The sequence below is a fragment of the Marinomonas rhizomae genome, from assembly GCF_003315485.1.
GTDB classification, from domain to species: domain Bacteria; phylum Pseudomonadota; class Gammaproteobacteria; order Pseudomonadales; family Marinomonadaceae; genus Marinomonas; species Marinomonas rhizomae.
In genome coordinates this window covers 38,992-62,312 of sequence record NZ_QNSE01000016.1, presented here as the reverse complement: position 1 = coordinate 62,312, position 23,321 = coordinate 38,992, and the positions used below count along the sequence as shown (strand labels likewise).

At 41.1% G+C, this 23,321-nt stretch carries 18 protein-coding genes and 2 tRNA genes; 9 read left to right on the top strand and 11 right to left on the bottom strand.

Annotated features, from left to right (window positions below; all coding sequences use genetic code 11):
* Positions 1-2: 2 nt before the first annotated feature.
* Both DFP80_RS18235 and DFP80_RS18230 read right to left on the bottom strand, forming a co-directional pair.
* A complete protein-coding gene (locus tag DFP80_RS18235) occupies positions 3-1,211 on the bottom strand; it encodes an efflux RND transporter periplasmic adaptor subunit (protein ID WP_113918248.1) in 1,209 nt (402 codons plus the stop codon).
* A 343-nt stretch (positions 1,212-1,554) separates the two neighbouring features.
* On the bottom strand, positions 1,555-2,736 hold the full coding sequence (locus tag DFP80_RS18230) for a helix-turn-helix domain-containing protein (RefSeq protein ID WP_113918247.1): 1,182 nt from the start codon (positions 2,734-2,736) through the stop codon (positions 1,555-1,557).
* A gap of 300 nt (positions 2,737-3,036) precedes the next feature.
* On the opposite strand from DFP80_RS18230, the gene DFP80_RS18225 reads away from it, so the two are divergent.
* Complete coding sequence (locus tag DFP80_RS18225) at positions 3,037-3,924, top strand: DMT family transporter (protein WP_113918246.1); 888 nt, start codon at positions 3,037-3,039, stop codon at positions 3,922-3,924.
* 242 nt (positions 3,925-4,166) lie between these two features.
* Here DFP80_RS18225 and DFP80_RS18220 read toward each other — a convergent pair whose 3' ends face one another.
* The gene (locus DFP80_RS18220; RefSeq protein ID WP_113918245.1) at positions 4,167-4,514 is read right to left on the bottom strand and encodes an ArsR/SmtB family transcription factor; all 348 of its coding nucleotides are present in this window, start codon (positions 4,512-4,514) and stop codon (positions 4,167-4,169) included.
* 216 nt (positions 4,515-4,730) lie between these two features.
* Here DFP80_RS18220 and DFP80_RS20825 point away from each other — a divergent pair, with 216 nt between their 5' ends.
* Positions 4,731-5,234, top strand: a complete 504-nt coding sequence (locus DFP80_RS20825; RefSeq protein ID WP_220150922.1) for a hypothetical protein — start codon at positions 4,731-4,733, stop codon at positions 5,232-5,234.
* A gap of 508 nt (positions 5,235-5,742) precedes the next feature.
* Here the strand turns inward: DFP80_RS20825 and DFP80_RS18210 are convergent.
* Positions 5,743-6,981, bottom strand: coding sequence for a helix-turn-helix domain-containing protein (locus tag DFP80_RS18210; RefSeq protein ID WP_113918244.1), 1,239 nt, complete (start codon positions 6,979-6,981; stop codon positions 5,743-5,745).
* Between the two features lie 132 nt (positions 6,982-7,113).
* Between DFP80_RS18210 and DFP80_RS18205 the strand changes: the two genes are divergently transcribed.
* The 5 genes from DFP80_RS18205 to DFP80_RS18185 all read left to right on the top strand — a co-directional run bounded on the left by DFP80_RS18205 (position 7,114) and on the right by DFP80_RS18185 (position 11,369).
* Positions 7,114-8,409, top strand: coding sequence for an Lcl C-terminal domain-containing protein (locus tag DFP80_RS18205; protein WP_113918243.1), 1,296 nt, complete (start codon positions 7,114-7,116; stop codon positions 8,407-8,409).
* Between the two features lie 129 nt (positions 8,410-8,538).
* Complete coding sequence (locus DFP80_RS18200; RefSeq protein WP_113918242.1) at positions 8,539-9,087, top strand: ricin-type beta-trefoil lectin domain protein; 549 nt, start codon at positions 8,539-8,541, stop codon at positions 9,085-9,087.
* A 462-nt stretch (positions 9,088-9,549) separates the two neighbouring features.
* Positions 9,550-9,626: transfer RNA gene (locus tag DFP80_RS18195), tRNA-Asp, on the top strand.
* Between the two features lie 52 nt (positions 9,627-9,678).
* Positions 9,679-9,754: transfer RNA gene (locus DFP80_RS18190), tRNA-Val, on the top strand.
* 301 nt (positions 9,755-10,055) lie between these two features.
* Complete coding sequence (locus DFP80_RS18185; RefSeq protein WP_113918241.1) at positions 10,056-11,369, top strand: OmpP1/FadL family transporter; 1,314 nt, start codon at positions 10,056-10,058, stop codon at positions 11,367-11,369.
* A gap of 118 nt (positions 11,370-11,487) precedes the next feature.
* Here DFP80_RS18185 and DFP80_RS18180 read toward each other — a convergent pair whose 3' ends face one another.
* The 6 genes from DFP80_RS18180 to DFP80_RS18155 form a co-directional block, all read right to left on the bottom strand.
* Positions 11,488-13,740, bottom strand: a complete 2,253-nt coding sequence (locus tag DFP80_RS18180; protein ID WP_113918240.1) for a phosphodiesterase — start codon at positions 13,738-13,740, stop codon at positions 11,488-11,490.
* 111 nt (positions 13,741-13,851) lie between these two features.
* Positions 13,852-14,916 (bottom strand): DUF1513 domain-containing protein, encoded by a 1,065-nt coding sequence (locus DFP80_RS18175; RefSeq protein WP_241560304.1) that lies wholly within the window; start codon positions 14,914-14,916, stop codon positions 13,852-13,854.
* A gap of 60 nt (positions 14,917-14,976) precedes the next feature.
* Positions 14,977-16,035, bottom strand: coding sequence for an imelysin family protein (locus tag DFP80_RS18170; protein WP_113918238.1), 1,059 nt, complete (start codon positions 16,033-16,035; stop codon positions 14,977-14,979).
* Positions 16,035-17,414, bottom strand: coding sequence for a di-heme oxidoreductase family protein (locus DFP80_RS18165; protein ID WP_113918237.1), 1,380 nt, complete (start codon positions 17,412-17,414; stop codon positions 16,035-16,037). The genes DFP80_RS18170 and DFP80_RS18165 overlap by 1 nt, the downstream gene beginning before the upstream one ends.
* An 88-nt stretch (positions 17,415-17,502) precedes the next feature.
* Entirely contained in the window at positions 17,503-18,798 is a 1,296-nt protein-coding gene (locus tag DFP80_RS18160) for an imelysin family protein (protein WP_113918262.1), read from the bottom strand.
* 98 nt (positions 18,799-18,896) lie between these two features.
* Positions 18,897-19,472 (bottom strand): hypothetical protein, encoded by a 576-nt coding sequence (locus DFP80_RS18155; RefSeq protein WP_113918236.1) that lies wholly within the window; start codon positions 19,470-19,472, stop codon positions 18,897-18,899.
* A gap of 339 nt (positions 19,473-19,811) precedes the next feature.
* Here DFP80_RS18155 and DFP80_RS18150 point away from each other — a divergent pair, with 339 nt between their 5' ends.
* Positions 19,812-20,996 carry a BaiN/RdsA family NAD(P)/FAD-dependent oxidoreductase gene (locus DFP80_RS18150; protein WP_113918235.1) on the top strand — a complete coding sequence of 395 codons (1,185 nt, stop codon included), beginning with the start codon at positions 19,812-19,814 and terminating at the stop codon, positions 20,994-20,996.
* A 94-nt stretch (positions 20,997-21,090) separates the two neighbouring features.
* Positions 21,091-22,065: a GntR family transcriptional regulator gene (locus tag DFP80_RS18145; protein WP_206610617.1), complete on the top strand. Its 975-nt coding sequence runs from the start codon at positions 21,091-21,093 to the stop codon at positions 22,063-22,065.
* A gap of 67 nt (positions 22,066-22,132) precedes the next feature.
* On the opposite strand, the gene DFP80_RS18140 is transcribed toward DFP80_RS18145, so the two are convergent.
* Positions 22,133-23,314: an ABC transporter substrate-binding protein gene (locus DFP80_RS18140; protein WP_113918233.1), complete on the bottom strand. Its 1,182-nt coding sequence runs from the start codon at positions 23,312-23,314 to the stop codon at positions 22,133-22,135.
* Between the last annotated feature and the right edge of the window lie 7 nt (positions 23,315-23,321).

Here is a 23,321-nt window from a genome sequence, read left to right as displayed (position 1 = left end):
GGTTATTCTTCCAATGCAGAGGTATTGGACGGGGTTTTATTACTGACTTGAGTGCTTTTTGTGATGGTGCCATCATCATTGATTGTGACGTTAATGGCTTTAACAGAGGTGCCCTCTGAAAGGCTTTTCTGTCCATCCACAATAACTTTTTCGCCCGCAGATAAGCCTGATTTGACAATCCAATTGTTGTTGTAGTGTCCAATTGTCTCTACCTCAATGGCTTTGACTTTATTGTCATCATCGACAACGAAAATGCTCAAATTACCATTCGCTTCATGGCTACCGGCACGTTGAGGTACTAAGAAGGCTTCTTGGGTACCCAGCTCAATAGAACCGCGAACAAACATACCAGGAAGAATGACATGATCTGGATTGTCAAAGCGGAAGCGGACTTTAACGGATCCAGTGGAAGTGGATACTGTCGGTGATGATGTGATTAACGTGCCTTTTCCTCGATAAACGACCCCATCATCTAGTAAGAGGTTAGCTGACAGTTCTTGGTCAACCTTGATGTCACCTTGATAGACTTGATGGCGGAATTTTAACACATCGGAAACGGGGGATAGCACATCAACAAAAATAGGATCTAAGGTTGTGATAGTTGTCATTGAGTCGGTTTGTGCTGAAGTAACTAAGTCGCCTAATGATAGGCTGGCAACATCTGCGATGCCTTTGATTGGCGCGGTGACAGTTGTCCAACCTAATTGTATTTTTGTGTATTTCAATGCAGCTTCTGCTGATTGTAGAGTGGCTTGTGCAGAGGCCAGTGCCGATTTAGCGGTATCGACATCGTCTGATGTGTAACCTGAACCTTCTAGCTTTTTGGCTCTATCATAAGCCGCTTGTTTGACTGGTAAATTGGCTTTTGCCTCTGCTACAGCAGCTTCATCTGCGGCAACTGCAGCTTGATAGCTGGAATCATCAAGTTGAAAAAGTGGGGTGCCTTTTTCTAGTATCGTACCTGGCTCATACAGTTTTTCGATGATAATACCGTCAACTCGAGGGCGAATATCGGCTTGTTCGTAAGCGACTGCTCGCCCCGGTAAATTTACAATAACCGGTGTGCTTTCAAGCGCCATTGTTACGACACCAACAGGACGAATTGGCTGCTCTTGTCCTGATGGGGGACCTTCGGCCATAACGCTTAAAGAGGAGGTGAGTAATAACGCGGATAATCCAGCGAAGGTCCAACGAGGGGAAAACAATGTCATAACGATTCCTTTAGTAATAAAACTGGCAACCAAGCTACAGAAGTGCTGTTAATTAGCGGCTGTGGTTGAAGTAAATAGCAGTGCATTAGAGTGGCTCTTTTGCCTAATAAAAGGTGGCTCTATGCATCAAAAACTTTTAGTGGGGATAGTATTGATTGAGTTCCCCCACTTTAGATGGGGGGATACTATCTTGCTGTTTAGAAAGGAATCGTTTGAACCGCTAATCCCGAACATCTCGACCTGATTAGGACTGTTTTTTGTGAACTGTGCAAATATAGTGCAAGGTTTTTTTATGTGCTAATTCAGCGGTAAGGTGATTAAAAACAGTAACTTAAATCATCCGCTAATTTCGTACTAATGATTTTCTATACTGTGAAGGCGTCATTTTTGTGATTTTTTTGAAGGCAGTATTAAATGTGGACTTAGAATTAAAACCACAAACATAAGCTATTTCTAGCACACTCATGTTTTCGCTTTCAGCTTGTTGCATGATTTGTTTCACGCTTTCGATGCGGTACTCATTTATAAATAGATAGAAATTTCTGTTTAACTGCTCACTTATTATTTGGGTGGTGTAGTGCCTTGGAATCGCAATTTGCTTGGCAAGCTTTTCTACTGTTAATGTTGCGTCTAGGTAGGGTTTTTCCTTTGCCATACAGGATAAAAGTCTTTGAACATATCGGCGTGCTCTTTCCTCGTCTAGCCCTGAACGTTCATACTTGTTTTGATTCGTCGTGTCGCTATCTTTTTTCAGGTCCGTGGAATTTGACCTTAATGTTTCTGGTGGCTTCTCACTAACAGATAAGATTTGTTCTGTTTCAATCTCTGTGTTTTCACTGACTGGGTCGGGTGGATATATTTGGGTTTGCTTTAGGCCAAAAAAGCTCAGAATGAAAATAAACATTGTAAAGGCAAAAGCATGTGAGTAGATCAAGGCAGAGAAAGGGAAGAAAGGTCCTATGGCAGGGACAATATAGCTAATCACAAAGGCGATGGTGATGTAATTTAGCCACTTTAGCGTAATTTTTCCTGATAAGGTAGAAAAGTGGTTAACCACTTCTTTGCTGTGTTTATGTAAACGCCATAGTGCGGCCGTGGAATAACTAAATAGAGAACATAGAATGATGGTGCCGACCAGCATATTTTGAATGTTATTGTCTAATGTCTGATTCGTATGCGGAAAACTGATCTCATTGGTGAGGGTCAGTTGTATAAATGTAAGAACAAGGAAAGGGGCAAAGTGGCTTAGGTGTTTGAGTTGGAAGCTTTGTAAACCTCCGATTAGACTATTCAGATAGAGCCAAAGAAAAGGCCCAAAGGTTAATGGGTATATGAAATTTGTCGTCAGGAGAGGTATAGAGATATGTAGCATATCGCAGCTCATAGCCTTTCCTGCTAATGGCAAGGCGAGAAAGATAATCCAACCCATTAAGATATTGTCACTAAGTGATCTATTTTCTTTAGAAAACAAAAAAAGAGCGATGAAGCTGGCGTGTGCAATGCCAATATAGAGCAACTCGTCCATAATGATCCTTTCATTGGGAAGTGGGTATATGCCAAATAAAACTGACGTTTAGGCCATAATTTTAAGGAAAATAAAGTTCGGTAGCGACTATATCAACCTTATTTATTCTTCGTAAGTGCCTGTATCCACAGTTTTTGTATGTTTTTGGTCGAGATTGTTTTCACTTCTCTGTGAAGCATCCGTTATATAACAGGTTAAGCCAAAGATTCTTAGGTCGCTAAAAAGTCCTGTTCGCTATATGCTTATGCTCTTTTCTTATTTCATGGGGCTGTACGTATTGTACAGTGATGCGCTAATTCAATGATCCTTTCTGCCTTCCATAAAGTGCCTGTTGGTATTCGCTATGTTTTGATGTCCGCTGCAGGTTTTGCCTTAATGGCGACCCTAGTGAAATTGGTGAGTGAGCAGGGTATTCCTGTTTTTGAAATTGTCGCGGCAAGGTGCTTGGTTTCGTTTGTTATCAGCTATGCGGATGTAAAGCGTAAAGGTATTGCGGTTTTTGGTCATAATAAAAAACTGCTATTTGCTCGAGGTTTCATCGGCACGCTGGCTTTAATGTGTGTGTACTACGCCTTGGCAACTTTACCTTTGGCTGAGGCGACTTTACTACAATATATACATCCTGTGTTTACGGCTTTATTGGCCTTGGTGTTTCTGGGTGAGAGAGTTAATAACTATACGATTGCCTGTATTTTTCTGAGTTTGTCTGGTCTGCTGTTTATCGCTGGCGCAGATTTACTTTCGGTGCATCATCAAGGTTTACCGACTTTGAGTGTAGCGCTCGCCTTGTTAGGTGCCATGGGCAGTGCCATTGCTTATGTTATTGTCCGACGTTTGAGCAAAACAGAAGACAGCTCAGTGATTATCTTGTATTTCCCTATGATTGCTTTCCCCTTATCTGTCTTATTATTAGGGGGGGATTTTGTTATGCCCAGTTTTGATGTCTTGATATTGCTCATTTTCGTTGGGGTATTTACACAAGCGGGTCAATTTGGTTTAACCAAGGCAATGCAAACGCTATCGGCTGGGATTGCCTCTGCGTATTCTTATATCCAGTTAGTGTTTACCGTACTATTGGGGTGGTTGGTATTCAGTGAGGTTCCAGTGATGACCACTTGGGCTGGTGGGGTGCTGATTATTTGCGGTGCTCTAATCAATGTGTATGGTGACCTGAAGAAAAAATACTGAGGATTATGCCGCCCCAAGTATAGGCTTTGCTTCTTGTTAATTATTTATATGCGTAATAGAAGACAATGGTTTGACTGGCGTTTTTTTAGTGTATCTGTATGAACCTATTGTTGGGATACGTTTTGATATTGAAAACTTCCAAACCCGCCGTGTCGATAGTAGTCATGATGCGGTAGGTTAGAGTTCTGTGATAGAGATTGAGAGTCTAAGGAAAGCGTATTTTCGTGGCGTGTTTCTTATGATTATGAGCAGCATGATTGAGCTCGTAGTGGACGATTTCCCATCTTTTCAAGTGCTGTAATGTTTTCTGCTAAGAAATTCGGGTTGTTTTGGAGTGTCTCAGACAAAACAGTAGGTATCCACTTGAGGAGAGCCTGATTGATACTATAAAAAACCCATTGCCCCTGACGTCGGTCAGTAAGTAGTTCGCAGTGTCGTAACTGAGCCAAGTGGCGAGAAATCTTGGGTTGGCTTTCATTGATGGCCTGCATAAGCTCACATACACATAATTCCTTTTCTAGGTGAATCAGTAGAATACACCTCAAGCGTGTTTCGTCGGCAAGGCATTTGTAAAATTGTACTGGGTTCAAAAGATGCTCCTAGCGGTAGTGCTATCAGGCTGTTGGGGGCTTAATTATGCTGGAGTATTTTTGCATATCTAGATTTTAAAATATACGAAGAATATATGGAAAAAAATATATATGAAAAAAAGCATATAAACTGAGTTTTGTCATCTTTTTGTCATGTGAATCTTTCATTATGGGGTTATTCAATTTTAAACAATCCACTTGTAAAGGTACTATATGATGAATAAAAGCAAACTTCTTATTGCAATGTTGTTAGGCGCGTCTTTGGTCGCTTGTGCTTCTACAGCGACAGAAACGTCTACCGTAGGCAAGTACGATATTGATGGATTTAAAACACAAATAGAAGATGGTCGCCTTTGGGTGTTTGAAGATGGCTCTGAAGAATTGGCGTTTTTTGAAGCGCACGGCGAGCCAGCAAAGCAGTTTACTAACATCGGCGCAGGTCCAGAAGGAATGACGGTTAAGGCGGCGAGTCAAGAGTCTTTAGACAAATACCTAGCAGCCACTTCTGGTGCTGAATTTGATATTAAAGGCTTCAAAACCAAAGTAGAAGATGGTCGTCTTTGGGTATTTGAAGATGGTTCTGAAGAGCTGGCGTTTTTTGAAAAACACGGCGAGCCAGCAAAACAGTTTACTAACATTGGTGCAGGTCCAAATGGTATGACTGTTAAAGCCGCTAGCCAAGAGACCTTGGATAAGTATCTGTCTACTTTTAAGAAGTAAGTATAAACGCAGCCGGTTATTAGATGGTTGTTGAGGATAGTGCGAAAAGCTGGGTTGTTTGTACTTGATTTTCGCAAAATGTATTTACGTCAAGAAACTGGGGCGTTTGTATGTTCTTCCTACCACTAAGCAAGCTTATTTAGTCTTGTTTAGTGGATTTAACCGTTTCCTCTCACGGCTCAGTATCATTGAATTCACTTCCAGTAGAAGATTGACCATGTGTGAGTATCATGGTTTGTTAATGGTTCTTTTTAATCATTTCTTGATAGATTTCTTGTCTGCTCCTAGATGAGCATTTAAGACTGTACAATTACTCTACACTTTCGTTTATAGCGTCACCTTCCATCTCAAGCGTTCACGTAAAGGGTCAAGCAAGGGTTCTAAGGAATTCATTGCATCCGCTTATCTATTTCGGTTAGGAAGATTTAAATTGCGTGTTGTGCGGTATTTAGTGTGTGATTTCCTTCGGTAAGAGTCAGTAAGTGCTAGATAGGTGATAGGTCAAATATTAGCTCTCTCGTGAACAGGATATGTTTTCCGGTTTCTTAACCATTTTTCGATACTGTGATGGAGTGACGCCACAGTGCTTTTTGAAGAGGCTATTAAAGCTCGATTTTGAGTTGAACCCAGCCCGATAAGCAAGATCAATAATGGTCATTTTATCATCTTGGTTTTCAAGAAGCCTTTTTACTTCATTGATTCGAAACTCGTTCACGTACTGATAAAAATTTTTAGAAAGGCCAGTGCTGATGACTAACGAGAGTGTTCTTCTAGGTATGTTGAGCGCCTCGGCTAACGCATACACCGAGAAGTCAGGGTCCAGAAATGGCTTCTCTTGCTGTAGGTATAATTGCATATTGTTAATCGTTTCTGTGACGAAATCATTATTGATGGTAGAGGGGCGTACTGCTTCAAGCTTATTAGGTGAAAGCTCAGAATCAGTGCTTGTTTCTGCAATGATTTCATTCTCATTCATTGCCTTGTGTTCCAACTGGAATACAGGTTTCTGTTTGATGCCGAAAAAGCAAAGTAACAGGATGAAAATAGAGAAAGAAAGCATATGTCGAGTGATGGGGTCAATGTACTCGCTTGCTGAAAATTGAGCTTCATAAACGACGTTGAATAACACGAGTATCACAAATGTGATTGGAAGTGCATATATCCACCGCAAACTCACTTGGCTGTCATGTTGCGAGAAAAAATCGGCAATATTAATTCGATGCTGACGCAATGTAATGAGGGTGGCAATTGAGTAGCCAATAAAAATCAGTACATTGATAAAGCCAAAATGAAATAGTAAACCTTCTAATAGTGACATGGTGTCGTTTTCAATAACCGCGTCACCAACAACTGTCAGGTTTCTTTCTGGTTGAGGCAACATTAAGCTTGAAGGAGGCATACTTATGAATAAAACGTAGAACAACACAAATGGTAGAAAATGTAATAACTCAGCCCCTTTAAAAACGCGTTTTTCTTTGCTGATCAGCATTCGCGTGTAGCAGTATAAAATTGGGCCATTTAAGAGGTGTAATGTCGGGTTGCTAAAGAAAAACAACGTTTCAATGTTGATGTTTATGTGAGCAAGGGTGGAGTGGATAAGCGGGATGTTTAAGATAAAAAGCCACAAGCATAGCAGCCAATCCGTTTTGTGTTTATGTGACTTAGTGAGAAGGTGCGTTAAAGTGAATAATGTCAGACTCAATCCGATTAGGCTAATTTCCCAGCTGTGACTTTTATTCAAGTACAAGAACTTAACTCCTTTCAAAGTTAAAACAGTTTTATAATAAAAAGTCCAAATAGCGCGCTTTGGACGAGCTACACTTTATATACCTTTATTTTATAACTCTCAAACTATTCATTCGAGGTGAGAAGATATTATATGGATATCAACCAGTTCCCAATCCGAGCGAGAAGATCAAGCTCAAAAAACGCATTTAATCAAAAGCTCGTTTTTCCCGCTTTATCACTAGTAGCAGTAGCGATTAGTGGTTGTAGTAATGGGGGAGCCCAAACAAGCACCGCTGAAAGCGCATTGGTCAAAGAACAAAAGGTTAGCTTTGTACTGACGGATACTATGCAGGAATCTTGTTTCGATGATGATGGCTCTGAAATATCTTGCTCTTCATCATCAGGCGCATTTTATGGTCAAGATGCTCAATACGATGGAGTGAAACCATCCTATACTGACAATGGAAATAGTACGGTTACGGATAATAATACGGGAATGATGTGGCAGAAAACGCCAGACTATGAACACTATGTTTACGATGATGCTATTAGCTACTGTGAAGGCTTAACGGTAGCGGGTTACAACGATTGGCGCTTGCCTTCAATCAAAGAGCTTTATTCTATTGCTGATTTCCGAGGTGAAATTGTTGATCCCCGTGATGAAAGTATGAACACGCCTTATTTGGACACTACTTATTTCGACTTTCAGTATGATAAAAGAATGGCTTATATCGGTCAGTATTGGTCTAGTACAAAATATACATTAGGACCTGTTCATAATACTCAAAATGTAGATGCCGCTTTTGGCTTTAATTTTGCTGATGGCCATATTAAAGCTTATGAGACTGGTTATGAATTTGGGACAAAAAATCAAAACATTGAGTCTCCAGGTAACTTCGTAAGATGCGTACGAGGGGAAGAGAATGTTTATGGTGTGAATGATTTTGTCACCAATGGTGATGGCACCGTTACGGACAAAGCGACAGGGCTGATGTGGCAAAGTGCAGACGACAATGTTCGTCGAAACTGGCAAGACAGTTTGTCTTATGCAGAAAATGCAGAAGTAGCGGGTTATTCGGATTGGCGTATGCCCAATATTAAAGAGCTCCAGAGCATTGTGAAATATGGTGGTGAGGTTGGTTCATGGCCTGCTATTGATACGCGCTATTTTACACTGTCTGGCGACAATACTATAAATGATCCAAGTTGGGTTTGGAGTAGTACGACTCAAGGTGATTTTAAATATACTGCCGCGTACATTTCCTTCAGTAAGGCACTTAGCAAAAAGAACTCCTCAGCGACAGAATATTATGATTGGCATGGCGCTGGGGCTCAAAGAAGCGATCCTAAGTCAGGCACCCCTTCGGATTATGACATGGCTTCTGAAAATGCAACGGACTTGGTCATGACTAAGAATTACACATTGCTAGTAAGAAACATAAAGTAAACATCAGCTATATTTTAAAAAATAGTAACTTGGTTCAAGTTGATTTCAGCAGCGTTTGGCTCGCTGTTGGAATTACTTGAAAAGCATATAGCAAGTGCTAAAAAAATAACAATTTAATAGGATCAGATAATGGAAACTAAGAAATTAATGATAGCAATACTGTTTATGATCAGCAGCCCATTTCTTGTTTATGCCAATGCGGCTAGTGAAACGGTTGAGGTCATGCTGGCTGATAATTTGGATGATACACGAGGGTACTGTATTGATGTTGCGGGTGGACAAGGTGCCACAGCCTCTTTAGATAAAGGCTTACAAGCACATACTTGCTACCATTACACAGGTACTATCCTTGAAGATCAGGGTTTTGATCGTTTATCCATCGATCAAGATAAATTTTACTTATCTTATTTTGATGTCTGCATGTCAGTATCATCATTAGAAGCTGGCGAGAGTGTAGGGTTGGCGCAATGTGCAAACCAAGACACGCAAAAGTTTGAGTTAACCGATAGTGGTAAAATTGCATCTAAGGCAAACCCAAAGCTTTGTCTTACGGTCAGTAGTACTGATAAAAAAGAGGGCCGAGGCGGAAGTCCCGTTCATGTAATGCGATCACTTTCACTACAATCATGTGAAACTAGCGCAGATAAGTATCAAACCTGGTCGATGCACTCTCTTTAACTGATTCTACGTATCTTAAGATTATCACTTTAGGGTGGTAATCTATAAGGTTCTTATAGGATTACTAAGTGCAAACTCTAGCGTGGACTGGTGTCATTCTTGGACGACTTTTTAGATTGCAGTTTGAAGACCTTTTTCTAAAAAAAATAATGAAAGCTAGACATATCAATTTATTGTTGTATTATCTGCGCCCGTTGTCGAGCGAAGTTCAATTTACTTCCTTAACCTAAGTAGGATTAAGTTATTTGTGACTCTTCTTTTTAAGAAGAGTGTCATTTATATAATGCTTATTGTTAATGGTGTTATTTGAATCGATAAATGTTGTAATAAGTTATTGATTTTAATCGTAATTAACTTATAATGACCTTCATTGAGTGCTGAAATGCTTGTTAAGTATTTTTTCATCAACATCTTTACGATGTAAAAAAATACGTCTGATGAGACGTTAAAAATAGTTGTGTTGGAGTGGTAGTTCAGTTGGTTAGAATACCTGCCTGTCACGCAGGGGGTCGCGGGTTCGAGTCCCGTCCATTCCGCCATTTACTTTCGTTAGTGTGAAAGTAAGTTGGCAAGCGTTACCATCACTATGATGGGTGTGTAGCTCAGTTGGGAGAGCGTCGCCCTTACAAGGCGAATGTCGGGAGTTCGAACCTCTCCACACCCACCATCTTTTTATCCAGAAAACTCTTATCAACCCCTCTTTCTAATATTTAATTAATTTATGTATTTTGTGCATATTTTAGTGCTGTATTTCTTCGTAAAAAATCTCTTCTCCTTGTTTTTATTGTGTAACTTTCTGTTCTGATCAGCACATTTTTTCCTTTTTTGGCTTAATATTGTGTAAATATTGTATTGCTTAAGAAATACTTGCTGGTAATATCAGGATATGTGCTTCTATACTTGAAGCGTATAATTGACTTAATAATTAAAAATAAATTTTCCAATAAAAATAACAATGGAGCTTATTTATGACTACCTCCTCAAAATTCTTGTTTAGAGCGAGTTTTGTTGCGGCCTCTGTGGCGGCAGCGTCGTCAGCTTATTCGGCTGGTTTTGCTTTAAATGATCACAGCGCCACAGCCTCAGGTAAAGCCTTGGCAGGTGTCGCAGCTTCTAACGAAGATATTTCTGCCAGCTTCTGGAACCCTGCGCTCTTTGTGAATGCCAAAGAAACGACCGTCTATGTATCGGGTGCTTATGTCATGCCAAGCATGGATGTGACAAATATTTCTACAACGGATCCAGCATCTACAGCTATTGCTCTTCCGGGCTCCTCGGTAAATAGCGACTCTGTTGATGATACATTGGTGCCATCTTTCTATATCGCTAAGCCTTTGTCTGAAAAGACTGTAGCGGGTATTTCATTAAACGTCCCTTTTGGTCTATCGGGTGACTATGGGCAAGACTGGAAAGGGCGCTTTCATGCTACTGAGACAGGTATTCAAGATATTGCTTTAAGCTTTTCTCTTGCGCATCGTATGAGTGATTGGGTATCTGTTGGTGCTAGTGTCCAAGTGCATCGTGCAGAAGTGGTCTTGGAGTCGGCTGTTGGTACAACTGCTGCGGCAAATAGTGAAGGGATTGGTCGTATAGAGGCAGACGATGTTGGTTACGGTTATGCTTTAGGTGTAATGGTAGAGCCAAGAAAGGGGACTCGAGTCGGTTTGGGTTACCGTAGCGAAGTGGATTTTGATTTTGAGGGGGATGTTAAGTATACAGGCAGTTCAGCCGCTTTAGCTTTTTTGCAATCACGTAACTTGGTTGACGCTGATGTTACTGACTCTATTACGTTTCCTTCTGTTTTGTCTCTGAGCTTAGAGCAGGATCTGACATCCAAATTAGTATTAGGCCTTACTGCTATTCGCACTGGCTGGGGCGCGATGGATGGTATTAATATTAATTTTGAAAGTAATCAGTCCAACTCAGTGCTAACCTTTGGTTTCGAAGACCAGTGGATGTATTCTGCAGGCTTAACTTATGCTTACTCAGACAAATTAACGTTGCGTACAGGTGTGGCCATGGATAATTCACCTGTCACTGATGAGTACCGTTCTGCACGGACGCCAGATGGCGACCGTAAATGGATTTCTATTGGTGGAACGTATGACTTCAATGATATGACATCGGCCACTTTTGCCTTTACGCATGTAATGATTGACGATGTATCGGTTAATCGTAACTTTACGGCGACAGGTGAGGAGGATTCTGGACGTGGTAAAATTAGCGCAGATTATGAATCCTCAGCAAATGTTGTTTCTGTTGCGATGAACATGGCGTTTTAAACTTTCTCATCGTTAGTGAATAATTTCTATAAAAAAGCCAGAGTTCAATTTGAACTCTGGCTTTTTAGTGACTGGGGTCTGGTGTTCTTTGAAATGTTGATCTCTTATTGGTTTGATCTTAATAGACCATGCGCAGTTCTTTTGCCTTGGCGTTATTGCTTTCTGTCCAGTCGGACATAGGAGATGGTTTGCCAAAATAATATCCTTGTAACGTTTGGCATCCTAAGGAAGCTAATAGAGTGGCTTGTTCTTTAGTCTCTATTCCTTCCGCTATGACTTTCATATCGAGAGATTCCGCAAGCTGTATAGTAGATTTCACTATATCTACATGGCGCTGATCACCAGGTAATGGTGAAACAAAGCGACGATCAATTTTAAGGATGTTTGCTGGGATGTCTACAAGCTGCCCTAGTGACGCTTGGCCTGTGCCAAAATCGTCAATGGCAATAGAATAGCCATATTGCGATAAGCTTCTTAAGCGCTTGTGTATTAGTGGATGAGTCATTACTGGGCTGGTTTCTGTGATCTCAAGCTCCAGCATATTACCTAGCCATGGGTTATCGGCAATCAGAGTCATTAGCAAAGCAAAGAATGAATCATTCATTAGTTCTTGCCCTGCTAAATTGAACGCAATAGGCGTGTGAATATGCTCTTTCTGCCACTCGGTTAGGGTTGTGACGAGTTCCAGTACTAAATTTTCCGCAAGAAGAGGGAGCAGTCCCAGTTTCTCAGCTATTTTAATGAAGGTTGTGGGTGGGACGAACTTGCCGTCACACTGCCATCTAGCGAGTGCTTCAAAGGAACAGATTTGTCCGTTGGGTGATACTTGTGGTTGCAACCAAAGTGCGACTTTTTTATTTTTAATGGCGGTACTTAGCTTCAACCCAAGTTTATGTTCTTCAATGAGTTTGTGCTCAAGGCCATGATTATAGTACGAGCAACGATCTGTGCTAGTAGAGTATTCCAGCGCCATTTCACAATGTTCTAATAATTCTTCTGCTGTTCTGCCATCAGTATGGTAATAGGCCACACCGACTTGATAATCCATCGTTAATTTATCGCCATCGACCGTTATTTGACTGGGAAGTACTGAGTGAATTAGAGCTGAGAGATTTTTTTGGATTAAATACGCTTGCCCTACTGGAACAAAACAAGAGAACTTCACTCCGCGTAAACGACCTATAATGGCGTGTTCGGAAAGCTTTTTTTGAAGTGTTTTTGAGAAATTCAGGATAACTTTATTGGCGCTGTCTTTGCCATACTGTTTGTTGAGTAACTTGAATTGACTAATACGAATAATAAACATCGCACCCGTTAAATGGTTGTCTTGTTCATTGATGCGTTGATTAACCTGCCGGCAAAAGTGTCTGTGATTAGGAAGTAGCGTCAATAGATCAAAATGCGCTAAACGACTGTTAGTTTGCTGCGTGCTTTCGAGTTCTTGCTGTATTGCGCGTAACTGTGTGGTGTTTTGTAGATGAAGAACGTAATAACCGTGCTGAGTTAGTGAGGCCCTACGAAGTTCAATATGTATATTTGTTTTTTGTTTTAATGTGCATTCGGCTTTATTTGATTGCCAAAAAAAACGACCAGTATCACCAAGGGGAGATAGCCAGTCAGTAATGGTGGAATCAGATATGTTTTTTTGTGGGGAGTCTGTAAGTAGTTCGCGAACCAGTTGGTTACCTTTAAGAATTTTTCCTCGTTGGTCGCAAAGTAGAGTTGGTGTACCTGTATTTTCAAAAAATTCTTCATACATTGCGTAATTGTCATTCAGTTTTTGGTAAAGCAATCTCATGTGAGATGCATTGTTTTCGAGTGTTTGAATGATTCTTGAAACGGCTAGAGGTAAGCCTATATTGAGTGTTACGAAGGTCAATAATTGAAAATAGAAAGAAGACGCAATATCTATTTGAGCGTTATTCGATTCACTGCCTGTCATGAGATAGAAAGGATAGATATTCAAAATCATTGTGACTAAAGAGGCTCTGAAGCTGAACAGCAAGCGAGTAATGAGTGGTAGCGAGTACAGCGATACTAGAGCATATTTTTCAGCATGAAACTCATCACTTAAAGTTAGAAGCAGAAAGCTTGTGGTGATTAGCGTAATAAGAAATAAAACCGCTGTAATTTTTGTGTATTTTTTACTGAAGTAAAGTAGTCCTCCAAGTAAGCACAAATACGTACTGTTTATGCCGAGAAATGGTAGGTCTTTGTGAATAATAAGGTAGTGTATTTCTGAAACTGCAAAAATACAGATCGTCAGTGCGAGCAAAATTCGTAGGGCGCTTTGCTGAAAGGCTTTTTCATTGCCCTTTATTGAGGGATCTGAATCTACTAAAAAATAGCTTTTAAGAGAGTTGATAAACATTAATAAACTTCATAATGCGAAAAAAGAAGTCGCAGTTATTTGCGACTTCCAATAGACAGTACCTAAAAATCAATAATTTGACTATGCCAGTTTGTGATTTAAGTTAAAAAATCATGTGTTAATTTGGCGTAAATGATTGTCCCAGTGTAGCTTAGGGTGTTTTTTAATCAGTTTGCTGACGTTTTGTACAGGATTGTTTTTGAGCTGAGAGCCGATGCCGCTGGTTAATAAAAACTCATGAGGCTTATCTGTAGCAACTAGGCCGCAAACATCTCGGCAGTTTTCTATACCTAAGAAGGTTTTTGAATCCACGTGCCAATAAGCAACTAATCCGCCTCTGGGGGTGCTAATAGCAAGAATCTCACCTGAACTGTCGAAGCAAACACTTCCACAGTACTGTTTAAAGCGAACTCTTACTTCCTCTGGAATGGGTAAGTATTCTAATTCTGGCTGATCAATACGAGATAGGGCAACCAGTGGAACTTGATCCCACATTTCACCTTGATATTGAAAGCCTAAAGCCACCCTTCCATGTTGGTTTACATCAAGGTGTCGGATGCTCAATTGATGTAATTCACCGCTATTAGAGGACTGGTTTAGAATAGTGCCATCTTTTAGGCTTAGATAAGTAACGTTTGGCTTCATGGTCTCTAAGTTTAAGATTTTTCGGTCGTTATCCGGGTGTGTCTTAAGTCCGCCGTTAGCAATGACTAGCACTTGGTCATTCAAAAGTACGGATTCATGGGGGCCAATGCCATTACTACTAAAGGATTTAATCACATGACCGCTTGGCCATTCGCGTACAAATATTTTGCCTTGACCTGAAGGGTAGTGGTTTTCTTGAGTGATTAAATGGTTGCCGTCTGAGGTGAAAAGAGCGTGACCATAAAAATGATATTCTTTACTCGGCTCAATGCGGATAATTCTTTTATGGGTGGATACATCGAAAAAATCCATAAAAAAACCAGGTCTTCGGGCAACGATACCGACAATGCTCTGGCTTGGGTGGACGACTGGGGCATGGGCTCTGTCTAGCAGTTGAGAGCTCCACACAATGTCTCCTTTGTCATCGAATAAACCAAAAAAGTGCTCTTGCTGATTCAAAGAGTAAGCGGAGGCGTACAGTTTTTTACTTGCATCCTGTTGGGTTAATGTTGCCCATGACGGTGCGGTCATGACCGCACCGCTTAAAGCACTACTTATTGCAAGGAAAGACCGTCTTGAAAGCATCGTAAGTTAGTCTCCGTCTCTACTATTAAAGCCAATTTGGAAACCTAGTTGAGTGACCATGCTTGATAAGTAAGATTGGCTGTTAGAGATAGATTTTACGAGTGGTTTTGCCAGCGAGATGCGTTCTTCTTGTGTATGGTTTGTATGGAAGAAGTCACTTGGTAATTGAAGGGCCAACTTTATATTCTGTGTGAGTTGCTCATCAAATTGATCTGCTAGGGCAGGGTTGGTTTGTTTTGCTAGCTCATATAAAGACGGTGAGCCTAGATGATAAATTTCACGGTAAGACTGTAAGTTCTTTTGTATAGCTTTCAGGGATAGATCGCTTCGATAAAACTCAGCAAGCTTCAGGTTTTCTCGACCATTATAGCCAATAGGGGTTTCGAGCTTAGCGTCTTTAACCGCTGACATATGCTCAATCCATTGTTGTAGAAACAGCTCTAAGGCAACTTTTTCAGGGTCAAAGCCTGTGCCTTCTTCGTCAAATACCCAATCTTGCGCCTTTCCATTTTGCCACTGTTTAGCAACAGCAACAGAGCTTTCTAGATGATGGTCTGTTACCTTTTCAAGTAAGCGGCAATGTTCGGCAGATTTTACTGGCTCGAAATCAGGGTGGTAAAGCAGACTCTCTATTGCTGTTAGTCCGCGTACAGCAATACTAGCGGATGTCCAAAATTTTGGTGCATCCATAACTGCTGGATCGCCTTGCACTAGCGTTCTTAGTTGGCGTTGGGTTACGCCTTTTTTGTCTGGCCAATATTCAAAGGCGTAGTAGCGCATGAAATAGGTAACTGGTCCAAAGTTTAACCATTGCACCTGCTGCCAATCTAACGCATTGGCTTGGAAGGCTTCTTGTGCGTCATGCAGTGTTGCTTGGGAAGGTGAGGCGCAGAGAGTATTGGTGCGTTCTAGTAATGTTTTTGATGAGCTGGCATATGACTCGTAGCCTTGCTTTACCACATTGTTCACAATGCCATTTAATGGGCCTTCCCATTGTCCTGCAGAGACAAGTAGAGGGGTAGAGGCGCTAATGGCGAGAGCGATTAGCTTAGGAAAATATTTCATTACAGCGACTCCAAAAAGTAGATGAGTTTCTTGCGTTGTTCTTTGTTAAGGTTCTTGTAATATTTTTGGCTGCGTTTGGCTTCGCCGCCATGCCAGAGAATGGCTTCTTCAATAGTTTGAGCCCGGCCATCATGCAGAAAGCTAACGCGGCCTGAAGTTTTTTCAGATAAGCCTATCCCCCAAAGAGGTGCTGTTCGCCATTCACTAGGACTGGCCGAAAAGCTGGGGAATCCACTAGCAAGCTCTGGCCCCATATCGTGTAGTAGCATATCCGTAAAAGGGTAAAAAGTGCGATTGTTTAATGCTGCGAAATTTGAATGACTCCCAGTCTTCATTTTAGGAGTGTGGCAACTCGCACAGCTGCCATCTTCAAACAAGCGTTTACCCTCTAAAAAAGTGCTGCTGGTTAGATTACGCATTGCCGGAGGCGAAGACAATGAGACAAAAAGGTCGACCAATCTTGCTTGTTGTTTATCAACTTCTAAATGATCTAGGTGTGGGCTATTTCCATTTGGGCTTTGCATGCAATCGTGCTGAAACTCGGTGCAATCGCCTGATGGGTTAGTATTGAGGGGGGTTGATAAGCCTAAATCTGTATTAAAAGCTGATTGGTTTTGAGCGCTGACACTTGTGGCGGATGCCTTATAGCCAAATCGTCCAATCGCTCTTTCTTTCCCGCTGAACACCCAGCTTACACGGCCGCTAATGCCATCCTTGTTTTTATCATCCGGGTCGGCAGCAGAAATAATCGTTTTGTCTGGAATGTTATCCAATAAACCCATTCCAACTAAAGCTGGCGACACAAGCATAGAAAAGCCAGTGCTTGATTCGAAATCGCCATAATGAAGCGTATTCCAATGGAGGTTGGGTTTTCTTAGTTCGATCTTAGTGCCATCTTTTAGTGTTTCAATCTTTGTGCTGTAAGTGAGGTAATAATCACCTTCAGGCGAAATTCCAGGAGAGCTTTGACCTTGCAGCTGATGGCCATAGCGTTTGTCGCCAATGTGTGGGTAAATTTTATTCGTCTTATTGTTGTAAGCAGGATAAGACTTTCCTAGTCTAATTAAAAAAGAAGGGACGGACACGCCACTTACATTCGCTTCCGGAGCATGTCCTCGCCCATTATTGACATGGCAATTATTGCAGGAGCGAGTATTAAATAGTGGACCAAGACCATCACTGGCCGTGGTTGAAGAGGGTGCAGGTACCCAAAATTTTTGAAAAACACCTTCACCAATATAAAAATCGAACTTCTCTTCAATCTTGATACCGGGAAGGGGGCTTGAATAATCACTGGCAATAGCTTTGTTCTGAAAACAAAAAAAGCTGGCGTAAACGCCAGCTACTAAAAAAATACCATTTTTTACATTTGCAGTCATAAATAGACAAATACCATTAACTGACTAAATGACACATCTTCCTTGGTATCTCATTTGTTGTTTATTATAGGTGGCAGATTACTCTGTTCTATTCAAATACTGCGCTTGGGTTATCCAAACTATCGGACCCTTCAAGAGCAATGCCTTCAAGATTTAGCTCATGAATGACTTCTTCAGTGGTACGCGTTTCGTTTACCAATGAATCAACAAAAGTTTGTACTAGCTGGTTACCTTTTGTGTTATTCATGGCAATTAGAACATCAAAAGTTTGACCTTTTTCTGCGGCATCTACCATAGCCTGAGCGGCGTCTTCAGTTTTGTTAAGCTTCTGTTTCATTTCTGAATCTAGCTGTGGGTTTTGCTTTGCTACTAGATTAGATAGAGATGCGCCTTTTACCCAGCTACCATCAACACGCTTGTATTCACCTAGGTATGCATTTTTGATGCCTTTGGCGTCATAGTAATGTGACCAATGGGTATTATCAGAGAAACAGTCATGCTCTTCTTCTGGATCGTGCAGCATTAAGCCAAGTTTGGTTCTTTCGCCGCCTAGTTCACCGTACGCTAAGCTTCCCATACCTGTAAGAATAGTGGAAAGACCTTGCTCTGGTGATTGTTCTAATAGTGCCGTACGTGCAGCGCCACCTTGCTTCCAGTTATTTGCCATTTCTTCTAAATCAGAAATGAGCAAATCAGTAGCGGCTGCTAAATAGTCACGGCGACGATCACAATTACCGTTTGTACAATTATTTAGGTCGAAGTCTGTAGCAGAGCGTTCACCTGCGCCAGGGTTGGTGCCGTTTAGGTCTTGTCCCCATAATAAAAACTCAATTGCATGGTAGCCACTGGCAACGTTAGCTTCTACGCCATCGGCTTCTTGAAGACTGTCAGCAATCAGTTCAGGAGTAATATCGGTTGTATCTACTTTTACGCCACCAATTGTTAAGCTTGTTGAAGCGATAACATTTGCAGCATAAAGAGGGTTTAGATCGGATTCTGTGCCATAGCTGTCAACTGCAACATAATCGATTAAGCCTTCATCTAATGGCCAAGCGTTAACTTTACCTTCCCATTCATCCACGATTGGGTTACCAAAGCGATACACTTCACTTTGTTGGTAAGGAACACGAGCAGCAATCCACGCTACGCGAGCGGCTTTCAAGTTTGCTTCAGTTGGGTTCGCTAGGAAGGTATCAATAGAGGAGCGAAGTGCTTTCGCTGTTATTAAAGAATCGCCGTAAACAGCTTCTGCAATATCAGCATAATGGACGACAACGGAACTTGCTGTAATAGCATTTGATTCTTGTTTTACGTTAGCGGGTCCGCAAGCTGTAAGTAATGCGCCTGTCACGCATATTGCGATGGGTGTTAACAATCGTTTCATGTCTGAAGCTCCAATATTATTTTGTGCAAGCATAATATTAGAAATGAAAACGATTATCAATGGATGTATTTGCTCATTTTTTACAATATCAGTGTGATTTAATTTCCACACTGATATTGAAAGGTATTACCTGCTGTATTGTTTAGGTCATATTCACAAGCTCTATCTCTTAGAAGGTTTTGACCTTCCCAAGAAACACTCATGCTAATAGGCGATTTATTCTTATAACTAGGAATGAATCGATAAGCCGCAACCACATCCACACTACTATTTGCTCCCAATTGAACAGATTGTCCAATCAGACGCTGACGTGTTTCTGTGTTGTATAAGGTGTAATCTGTTGTGTATTCCTGATCGCCATTAGCGTGAGAGAAGTTTAACCAAATTTTACGGTAAGTTTGTGGCTCAGATGTTGGATTGGTGAAGCGTAATTTTGTGTAGATAATTTGAGAGCGGGCTAAGCTTGTTTGTGCATTTTGATTCACTTTGACATATGAAGAGTTTGATTCTTGCCACGGCATATTCGTGCCAAAAGAGGCGTCAATAATATGAATCGTTTCTTTTGCAAAATGTGTTTGTGCAATCTCAATAAGATCTTTTGCTGGTGCATACAAAGCCAAGGCGATAACACCCAGAAGTGCCACTTTATGAATAGGGGTTAATAGCTTGATCATATCCGTATCCTTAAAATATCTTTACTGTTTATTTATACAGTACTGTATATTCAAACAGTTATTTTGTATAGAGTCTTTTCCAAAAAAAGTTTGCTTTTTTAGGAAAATTATTAAACTTGACCTGAATTATGAATATTCAAAATATTTAAAATAATGTTTGATTTTATTTAGTTGATTGAAAAATAAAGTTTTTTTTGTGATTCCCACAGCCTTCTTAACGGTTTCTGTGGACAAGATTTTTCGATTCGGTTTTTGTATGTATTTGAAACAAAACTCACTGGATTCGATGGTAATAAATGTCTTAGACACTATAATGCAGCCATAATTAAAGTAGTGGGGATGGTTGTGGATAAAGTTGATGTGATCGTAATTGGTGCTGGAGCGTCTGGTTTAATGTGTGCTGCAACAGCAGGCTACCGAGGTAAGAGCGTGGTGGTGTTAGATCACTCAAATAAAGCAGGTAAGAAAATTCTGATGTCTGGTGGAGGTCGCTGTAACTTTACTAACATGGATGCCGCCCCTAAACATTTTCTATCTGACAATCCACATTTTTGCATCTCTGCATTACGTCGTTTTTCGTCGCAAGACTTTGTTGATCTAGTGGATCGTCACGGTCTGGATTATGTCGAGAAAACACCGGGGCAATTATTTTGTGAACATTCGGCAAAAGACTTGCTCGATATATTGCTGACAGAGCTTGAATGGTCTGGCGCAGAATTAAAGTTAAACACTAAAATTCATCATATTGATTTTCAAGACGGGCAGACTGTAGTTAAAACTAACCAAGGGGACTTTGCTTGTGAATCCCTCGTAGTTGCCACAGGCGGGTTGTCGATTCCAACCATGGGCGCAACAGGCTTTGGTTACGAAATTGCTAAACAAGTTGGGCACGGTATTTTACCTACTCGTGCTAGCTTGGTTCCTATTACAATACAGCCAGATCGAAAAGCACAGCTAGCTGAATTGTCAGGTATTGCTTGCGAGGTTTCTGCAACCGCAAATGACGTCACATTCCAAGAACCAATGTTGTTTACCCATCGAGGTGTCAGTGGTCCATCTATTTTACAAATTACCAATTTTTGGCAGCCGGGCGAAGCGCTTGCTATAAATATCGCCCCAACCTTGTCATTAGACGACTTACTTGACGTTCGTCGCAGCACTCCGAAAAAAAGCTATGAAGGCTTCTTATCAAATTTATTACCAAAGCGATTGGTAGAGCTAATTAAAATAGAATTCCCTTGGTTAACCGAGCGAAGCGCACAAACATCCAACGATCAAATCGACAGCCTGTTTCATTATCTTGCCAACTTTGACATCGCTCCTAATGGAACCGAAGGTTATCGTACTGCAGAAGTGACTCTAGGTGGTGTGAATACAAATGAAGTGTCGTCGAAAACTTTCGAATCGCAAAAACAAAAAGGACTCTACTTTATAGGTGAAGTACTCGACGTTACCGGCTGGCTTGGTGGTTATAATTTCCAATGGGCGTGGGCGAGTGGCTTTTGTGCAGGGAAGTATGTTTAATCATTTTATAGAAAAGTTCTTTGGAATTATTTCCTCAGTTAAATAGGCCTTAATATAGTATTGTTATGCTTAAAACGTTTTTGAGAGTATTGATTTGAAAGGAAAACTTCGGTACGAATTAATTTATCAGGTTCTGGATGACGCGATTCAGTCTGGCTTACTTTCCCAAGGAGTGGTGCTTTTAGAAGGTCCGCTAGGTGAGTTGTTTGGCACAAGTCGCGTACCTGTACGTAAAGCACTTACATTATTAAGTGAAAAGGGGAGGATTAGCCGTTTTGATGGACGTGGTTTCATTGTTGGAAATACTGAAACAAGCAATATTGAGCCGATTCGACGAGCTGTCAATAAAAATGATTTAGGGCTGGAGTCTGACCAGGAAGTTGATAATCGCAATTTAAGCGAAAAGATTTTTGAGGATTTGTTCGAACAAATCTCCACTTGTATGGTGTTTGGTCATTATAAAGTGGAAGAAGGGCGTGCCGCTGAACACTATGGTGTCAGTAAAATGGTGATCCGCGAAGCTTTATTGCGTTTACGTGATCGAGGGGTGGTTGAAAAGGAACCTTACTCTTCTTGGTTGGCAGGGCCGCTGACCGCGCGACAAATCAAAGATGATTATGAAATAAGAGCCTATTTAGAGCCTTCTGCCCTTATCGTGTCGTCACCATTCGTGGATAAATTACTTATTTCAACGATGATTGCTAAACATGAGGAAATGCTTAATGGACAAGACATGTCTATTGAGGATATTGCATTAGTGGAAGATTTTCTTCATGGGGTACTGCTTAAAAATATTGATAACGCTAAATTGCTAGATGTACTAAATCATTGTCGAAGTTCTGTTGTTTTGAATAAGGTGTTTTTTTCAAGCTTGAACTTGTCCATGGATGTGGCCGCGTTAAAAGAGCATAAATTAGTCTTAGAGTTGTTGTTGCAAGATAACATAAAAGCGGCAGCAGACAGTTTGAAAGGGCATTTACTGAATGCACAAAAACGCTCGTTGCAACGATTAAAAGTCGTCTCTGTTTTGCCTGATCCTGAACTACCTCGTTATTTGGTTAAAGTATAGGGTGCTATTATTGGTGAGCCCTTGCGTAAAGCGGTTTTGGCCTTCCGATGCGCAAGGGAGGATATTATTATTCGTCTTTTGTAAGTTCTCGCCATTTTCGTACTAGATAATTATGTTCGTCCATGACGGAGTTCCAGACAGCAATATTTGACATGCGTTGTTCATAACTGCCTCCTGAGCGTTTGCTGCCTTTGGGGATGAGAGGTTGATCATCTATACCATTTAGGTCTTTAAGGGCTGGTTTTCCTTCATACCAAAACTGCCACTCTTCTTCGGATAAATAGTTTTTGACACTGTCAGTATTTGAGATGTAATAGCCTTGTCTTGCAATGACAGAACCTGGCCAACCAGAGAGCCACCAGTTTAGGTATTTATATACGTCGTCTAATTTATGTCCTGTTGCGCATTTAGAAACCGATAGTCCGCCACACCATGCCCGATAACCTTCTTTTGGGCTGGCCATCTTGAAACCTGCGATGTTGCAGTGGTTGCGGTAATAAATCGGTGCCCAAATGCTTTGGATGTAAGAGCGTTTGGATTTAAGTAATTTAATCGATTGGTCATGATCTTTCCAAAACTCAACGAATTGACCTGCGTCTCTTTTCGTTTTTAGTATGTGAATGAGTAAATCAATTTCTGCTAAAGCCAAATTAGAGGGGTCTTTAAACTCGGCTAAGCCTGATGCGTTGATAGCAATGGCGGCATCAATAGTCCCCATTGCCGCATCATTTTGAAAAGCCGCCTTTCCTTTCATTTGCGGAGCGAGCAGCCATTGCCAGCTTTCTTCTTGTTCCCGAAGTTCAGGAGGAAGTAATGCTTCGTTATAAGCAAAGCTGTCCACGTTGTGGGCGAGCGGCAGCATGCTAATTTGTTTACTGGGGGTTGAGCCTAGCGAGCCGTCATGTTGAACATATAATCTTCCCGAGGGTTCTGACCCTTGTGCTAAGGGTTGCGATGGCAAAACTCGTCCGGTTTTAGGGAGCGAGTTGACGAGGTCCCACTGGTCTATTCTATCAACGTCTATAGGCTGTATAGACTGAGCGGGCCAAACAAAGTCGACATTGTGGAACCACTGATCGTAAATGTCATAGCTTTCGGGTTGCATCACAGCGATTCGTTGGGCGTCTTGCACACTTCGTACGATAAATTCAATGTCAATGTTGAGGTCTTTTTGTGCTTGTTCCCGGATCTTGTCGATCAAGGTAACAGACGTTCCTAAAACTCGAAGTGTGGTTTTTCCTGTTGGCATGATATCT

Excerpts from the sequence above, each read along its gene's own strand:
- DFP80_RS18235 (WP_113918248.1), bottom strand. The coding sequence starts at position 1,211 with ATGACATTGTTTTCCCCTCGTTGGACCTTCGCTGGATTATCCGCGTTA.
- DFP80_RS18230 (WP_113918247.1), bottom strand. The coding sequence starts at position 2,736 with ATGGACGAGTTGCTCTATATTGGCATTGCACACGCCAGCTTCATCGCT.
- DFP80_RS18225 (WP_113918246.1), top strand. The coding sequence starts at position 3,037 with ATGATCCTTTCTGCCTTCCATAAAGTGCCTGTTGGTATTCGCTATGTT.
- DFP80_RS20825 (WP_220150922.1), top strand. The coding sequence starts at position 4,731 with ATGAATAAAAGCAAACTTCTTATTGCAATGTTGTTAGGCGCGTCTTTG.
- DFP80_RS18205 (WP_113918243.1), top strand. The coding sequence starts at position 7,114 with ATGGATATCAACCAGTTCCCAATCCGAGCGAGAAGATCAAGCTCAAAA.
- DFP80_RS18200 (WP_113918242.1), top strand. The coding sequence starts at position 8,539 with ATGGAAACTAAGAAATTAATGATAGCAATACTGTTTATGATCAGCAGC.
- DFP80_RS18185 (WP_113918241.1), top strand. The coding sequence starts at position 10,056 with ATGACTACCTCCTCAAAATTCTTGTTTAGAGCGAGTTTTGTTGCGGCC.
- DFP80_RS18180 (WP_113918240.1), bottom strand. The coding sequence starts at position 13,740 with ATGTTTATCAACTCTCTTAAAAGCTATTTTTTAGTAGATTCAGATCCC.
- DFP80_RS18175 (WP_241560304.1), bottom strand. The coding sequence starts at position 14,916 with ATGACCGCACCGTCATGGGCAACATTAACCCAACAGGATGCAAGTAAA.
- DFP80_RS18170 (WP_113918238.1), bottom strand. The coding sequence starts at position 16,035 with ATGAAATATTTTCCTAAGCTAATCGCTCTCGCCATTAGCGCCTCTACC.
- DFP80_RS18165 (WP_113918237.1), bottom strand. The coding sequence starts at position 17,414 with ATGACTGCAAATGTAAAAAATGGTATTTTTTTAGTAGCTGGCGTTTAC.
- DFP80_RS18160 (WP_113918262.1), bottom strand. The coding sequence starts at position 18,798 with ATGAAACGATTGTTAACACCCATCGCAATATGCGTGACAGGCGCATTA.
- DFP80_RS18155 (WP_113918236.1), bottom strand. The coding sequence starts at position 19,472 with ATGATCAAGCTATTAACCCCTATTCATAAAGTGGCACTTCTGGGTGTT.
- DFP80_RS18150 (WP_113918235.1), top strand. The coding sequence starts at position 19,812 with ATGGTTGTGGATAAAGTTGATGTGATCGTAATTGGTGCTGGAGCGTCT.
- DFP80_RS18140 (WP_113918233.1), bottom strand. The coding sequence starts at position 23,314 with ATGCCAACAGGAAAAACCACACTTCGAGTTTTAGGAACGTCTGTTACC.